Source organism: Vibrio sp. Vb0937 (assembly GCF_033338855.1).
On the sequence record NZ_JAWOTK010000053.1, the window covers coordinates 1 to 5511 of the forward strand.

Consider the following 5511-nt stretch of genomic DNA (forward strand, 5'->3'; position numbering starts at 1 on the left):
TAAGTAACAGGAATACGACGCTTTTCACCGAACTGTGCGATCAGCTTCCCGTCTTGACTAAACACCTTCATAGGTGTTTGTAATTCAACGTCTTTTAGAGTTGCAACATCTGGCAATTCAGGCTTCACGTACTGATAGAAGCCAAATATTGTGGTGACTCCAAGAATTATGCAAATCAATGTTAAAAATAATAAACGCTTTATGAACTTCACCGGAGAATCCCTGATTGGTTGAGGCTGTGTAACGGCAAACCCTTGTACTCTTAGGTCAAAAATTTAGCACATAAGAGATATTAACTCTTATTTGGATGCTAATAACAACCTTTGCACGAAGAAATTTCGGAGCGAGAGTAAGAGATGGATAAGCTAATCGTTACCGGCATCGATATAGGCCATAACAGCCTCAAAGCCGTAGTACTTAAACCCACAGGCAACAATTACGCTCTGTTGGGTTACAAAGAAATATTACTAAAGGAAGGTATTGTCGCTGAAAATAACACCATAAATCATCAAGAAATTGTAAAGACCCTCAAGCAGATAAAAAAAGAACTGCCTTTTGGTGCTAAAAAAGTTGCGATCTCAGTTCCTGATAACTCGGTAATTAGCAAGAAACTGCAAATAGAACAAAATCTTGAAGAGAGTGAAGTTGAGTTTGCAGTGATACAAGCCTTTTCTCATCAATCGCCATTCCCTGTCGAAGAGCTGAGTTTAGACTTCGTTCGTCTTCGCGCTGAGGGCGGGCAGAGTGGCAGTGATAGCTATCAAGTGTTTGCGACAAGAAAAGATGTGGTAGAAGGCCGAGTCGATGCATTACAAAAGTCCGGACTAAAACCTGTTTTAGTGGACGTGCATTCGCAAAGCCTTGGTCATATCTGGAAGCTCACCGCCGATCGCTTTCCTGACAAAAACAAATACTGCTTACTCGATATTGGCACCTTATCGAGCTCCTTCACCATGTTTACCGAACAAGGTGAACTGTTTCACAAAGAGTTTGCTTACGGCACACGCGGAGCAAACAGCGCTTCTCCAGTCGATTTTCTGTCCGATGATGCTCAGGAGAAAACAGAGCTGTTTAACCGTCAAATCATAGAGCGAGTAAAGCGCCAGATGCAGCTCTATACCTCAATCAATGGCTCACAAAACATCAAGGGTATCTGGTTATCAGGGGAAGGGGCCTCCACTCCCATGCTCGCAGAGGAGTTGTCTCAACAATTGTCGTTAGAGTGTGAATTGCTAAATCCGCTAGGGCTATTTGAGATGAAGGTGTCTAAGCGTAAGCGTCGTGCTGTGGATTGGCAGCATTTCTCAACAGCAGCCGGACTGGCCGTTCGTGGCATTCATTGGCTAGGAGGCGCCCGTGCTTTATCGCATTAATTTACTTCCTTGGCGAGAGAATCAAAGAGAAGAGCACCGACGTCGTTTCATCAGTTTGGTCGCATTAGGCATGTTGGTCGCTGTTGGCATCCAGTGGGGTATTGGAAAGTTTTTTGAGTACCAACAAGATCAACAACAGGAGCGGCTCGATTACCTCACTCACTACATTGCCGAACTCGACCAGCGTATTGAAGCAATGAAAATTGCAGAGCAAGAGCACAGCAAAATCCTCGAACGTCTAAAGGTCGTTGAAGGTTTACAAAACGGACGAAACAAAACGACCGAGTTCATGAACTTAATGCCTGCCGTTATCCCTGAAGGTGTATATGTCGACAAGATCAAAATGAATGATCTGGAAATTGAGATCTCTGGGATCTCAGATAGCACTCCAAAACTTGCCACGATGCTAGACAACATGGAGCGCTCGGCCAAGTTGAACGACGTAGAAATGCATTCCATCGTTCACGGCAAAGCCCGTTTTGGGAAAGAGTTTCAAACATTCAAAGTGTCTTTCATGTTCAAAGTAACGGAGAAGAAATTGGAGGCTCAACGTGGTTGATTGGCAGGATCTCGAAATCGATGAAATGGCCGAGTGGCCATTGTTGCCCCAGATTATAGTAATCGCGCTTCTGATCATGGTGATTCAAGGCTTAGGTTATTGGTTTTACCTTAAACCGAAAGACGAACAGTTGAATCACTTGATCCAGCAGGAGCAGACACTCAAGGTGGCATTGAAGATCAAAGCGAACAAAGTGGCAGCGTTGCCTCAGCTTCAATCTCAATTGGATGAACTTACCACCCGTTACGAGTTATTACTGCAGCAACTGCCTGCGCAAAAAGAGCTGGCTACAATGCTCGCTTCAGTGAATGAACTTGGCATCGACAATAAGCTGACTTTCACCCGAATCGACTGGGGCGAAAAACAATCAGAGCACTTCCTTTATCGTCTCCCTTTAAACATTGAGTTAACGGGCGACTTTCATGACATCGGCCATTTTTCTCAGGCGATAGCGACGCTACCTCGAATCATCACGTTTAAAGATGTGACTTGGCAACGTGTCAGCCAAGAGAGCGAAACTCTGCACTTTCGGGTGCGCGCTAACACCTATCAGTTTAAGCCGGAGGAGACGAAAAATGACAAGTAAGTCTTTGTTGCTGGTACTGATGGGTTCTCTATTGATGGGCTGCCAGGCGAATGATGAATCATTGACGGATTTTATTCGAGGAGTGGAAACACAGGCGCGTCGAGAGGTCGAGAAGCTTAAGCCCGCAGACAAGTATGTTGCAGTCACGTACGCACCGGAAGTACAGCGTGCACCCTTTGAATTACCCAAAGAAGCCACTATCGCGACTCAGCCAGTTGCAAGAAAAGATTGTTGGCAACCGCCCTCAAGAAGGCGAACTGGTAAATTAGAAAAATTCCCATTAAGCCAATTACGTTTGAAAGGTGTCATGGGCATGGATAACACGGTTTCTGGCCTTGTTCAGGCTCCCAATGGCACCGTCTATAAAGTTAAGCCGGGTCAATACCTCGGACGCAATAATGGCAAAGTGACCCATGTCAGCCACTCCTACTTGTTGATTAATGAAACGTTGCCCGACGGCTTAGGATGTTGGCAAAAACGTAAAGTTAAGTTGGCTTTGAGATAGCCCCATTTATTTTTGATATTGAGTAATGAAAATGAGACAAGGATTAACACGTACACCAAGGATACTTACTGGGCTCTTCTCCTTATGGTTGTTTGTATTTTTAGCCCCTTTAGCGGCAGCTGAAGAAGTTTCGTCCAATGCCCTAAAAAGTATCGACTTTCGAACTAATAAAGATAAAGACGCCGTGATTGTCGTCGAATTGGCGTCACCGGCCGCGATTGTAGATATCAAGCGTGTACAGGAAGGGTTAAGTATCGATTTGCTTAACACTTCAGTAAAAGACGAGCAATTGTATCTCCTAGACGTGAAAGATTTTTCGACTGTGGTTGAGAGCGTAGAAGTGTTTCGCGACACCTCGACGACGCGCTTGGTTGCGCACATCAATGAAGAATACATGCATGATTACCGTTTAACGGGGCGTTTTTTGGAAATCAAAGTAGCGAAGATCAAACCCAATGAGAAAGCCCCAGATAAAAGCATTTTAGAAAGAGAAGGTAAGCTTATTTCGATTAACTTCCAAGATATTCCTGTGCGAAACGTCTTGCAGCTTATTGCTGATTACAACCAATTCAATTTGGTTGTCTCCGACTCTGTAGAAGGCAACCTCACGCTTCGTCTTGATGGTGTCCCTTGGCAGCAAGTGCTGGATATTATTTTGCAAGTTAAGGGGTTAGATAAGCGTGTTGATGGCAACGTGATTTTAGTTGCTCCGACTGATGAGTTGGACTTGCGTGAGAAGCAGCAGTTAGAAAAACAAAAACTTACGGAAGAAATGGGAGAGCTTTCATCTGAAATCATCAAAGTTAATTTTGCTAAAGCATCAGACATTGCGGAGATGATCAATGGAGAAGGAAATATCAGCATGCTGTCAGAGCGCGGCAGTATGACCATTGATGAGCGAACTAACTCGTTATTGATTAGAGAGTTACCTGAAAACATCGAGGTGATTCGAGAAATTATTGAGTCTTTGGATATTCCAGTTAAACAGGTTCAAATTGAGGCGCGTATTGTGACCATCAATGAAGGTAACATGGACGAGTTAGGGATTCGTTGGGGTTTTACGTCTATTAATGGCAGTAATACAGTGGGCGGTTCTATTGAGAACAACCTCGCCACGATCGGTCTCTATAATGGAGAAGGGGGTGATGACGGTGGTGACGGTGGTGACGGTGATGGAGTAGGGATCGATGACTTCCTAAATGTAAACTTAGCTGCAACCAGCCCGAATGCGACCAGCATTGCTTTTCAGGTCGCAAAGTTAGGTTCAGACACCTTGTTGGATCTTGAGCTTTCTGCTCTGCAACAAGAGTCTAAAGCTGAGATTATCTCGAGCCCACGTTTGATCACTACCAATAAGAAGCCTGCCTATATTGAACAAGGTACAGAGATTCCTTATCTTGAGTCATCATCAAGTGGTGCAACGACGGTGACGTTCAAAAAGGCGGTATTAAGTTTGAAAGTGACCCCGCAAATCACACCGGATAACCGCTTAGTGTTGGATTTAAGTGTCACGCAAGATAGACCTGGACAAGTCGTGAAGACAGGCACTGGTGAAGCTGTTGCGATTGATACTCAACGTATCGGGACGCAAGTGTTAGTGAATAACGGTGAAACGGTCGTTCTTGGTGGTATTTTTCAGCACAGCATTACTAACTCGGTGGACAAAGTGCCTTTGTTGGGCGACCTGCCGCTATTAGGTGCTCTTTTTCGTCGAAGTTATGAGAAGGTTGGCAAAAGTGAGCTGTTAATTTTCGTCACGCCTAAGGTGGTGATTCAGTAGTTCTGTCTCGGGAAAAACTGATTAAATCAAAAATAAAGTTGCAATAGTGGCACCATGCTTGGATAATTTCGGGTCTTATCACGAATTATCTGTGAGGAACTGGTGCCACAAGCCTTGTAGAACAGCAGTTTAGCTGTGTTTTCTTGTGGCGATCTTATTGAATCAATGTTGTAAATTACTGCTAAACATGGCTGAGAAACGTAATATTTTCCTTGTTGGCCCAATGGGCGCCGGCAAAAGTACAATTGGTAGACATCTAGCACAGCAACTGCATATGGAGTTTGTTGACTCCGATACAGTGATCGAAGAACGCACTGGTGCAGACATCTCTTGGGTTTTTGATGTAGAAGGTGAAGAAGGCTTCCGCAAGCGTGAAGAAGCGGTACTTGAAGACCTAACACAAGAGCAAGGCATCGTGCTTGCGACTGGCGGTGGCTCTGTTAAGAGCAAAGAAAACCGCAATCGTCTTTCGGCACGTGGTGTTGTTGTTTACTTAGAAACGACGATTGAAAAGCAACTTGCGCGTACAAACCGCGACAAGAAGCGTCCTTTACTTCAAACGGATAACCCTCGCGAAGTACTGGAGCAATTAGCTGAAGAACGTAATCCTTTATATGAAGAAGTAGCGGATTACACTGTTCGCACTGACGATCAAAGTGCAAAAGTGGTAGCCAACCAGATCGTAAAAATGCTAGAAGAGAGATAAGT

Annotated in this window: 7 protein-coding genes; 6 read left to right on the top strand and 1 reads right to left on the bottom strand. The window is 44.5% G+C overall.

Annotated elements, in window-relative coordinates; all coding sequences use genetic code 11:
- Positions 1 to 212: hypothetical protein (locus R7P67_RS22800; protein ID WP_318086091.1), on the bottom strand; the 212-nt coding region annotated here is incomplete at its 3' end.
- 144 nt (positions 213 to 356) lie between these two features.
- On the opposite strand from R7P67_RS22800, the gene pilM reads away from it, so the two are divergent.
- The 6 genes from pilM to aroK all read left to right on the top strand — a co-directional run bounded on the left by pilM (position 357) and on the right by aroK (position 5509).
- Complete coding sequence (gene pilM / locus R7P67_RS22805; RefSeq protein WP_017821733.1) at positions 357 to 1373, top strand: type IV pilus biogenesis protein PilM; 1017 nt, start codon at positions 357 to 359, stop codon at positions 1371 to 1373.
- Positions 1357 to 1932: a PilN domain-containing protein gene (locus tag R7P67_RS22810; RefSeq protein ID WP_005381323.1), complete on the top strand. Its 576-nt coding sequence runs from the start codon at positions 1357 to 1359 to the stop codon at positions 1930 to 1932. Before pilM ends, R7P67_RS22810 begins: the two co-directional genes overlap by 17 nt.
- The gene (locus tag R7P67_RS22815) at positions 1925 to 2518 is read left to right on the top strand and encodes a type 4a pilus biogenesis protein PilO (RefSeq protein ID WP_064354357.1); all 594 of its coding nucleotides are present in this window, start codon (positions 1925 to 1927) and stop codon (positions 2516 to 2518) included. Before R7P67_RS22810 ends, R7P67_RS22815 begins: the two co-directional genes overlap by 8 nt.
- Complete coding sequence (locus R7P67_RS22820) at positions 2508 to 3023, top strand: pilus assembly protein PilP (RefSeq protein WP_005382766.1); 516 nt, start codon at positions 2508 to 2510, stop codon at positions 3021 to 3023. Before R7P67_RS22815 ends, R7P67_RS22820 begins: the two co-directional genes overlap by 11 nt.
- A 25-nt stretch (positions 3024 to 3048) precedes the next feature.
- On the top strand, positions 3049 to 4803 hold the full coding sequence (locus R7P67_RS22825; RefSeq protein ID WP_262654176.1) for a type IV pilus secretin PilQ: 1755 nt from the start codon (positions 3049 to 3051) through the stop codon (positions 4801 to 4803).
- Positions 4804 to 4990: 187 nt separating this feature from the next.
- Positions 4991 to 5509: a shikimate kinase AroK gene (aroK, locus tag R7P67_RS22830; protein WP_005381319.1), complete on the top strand. Its 519-nt coding sequence runs from the start codon at positions 4991 to 4993 to the stop codon at positions 5507 to 5509.
- Positions 5510 to 5511: the final 2 nt, after the last annotated feature.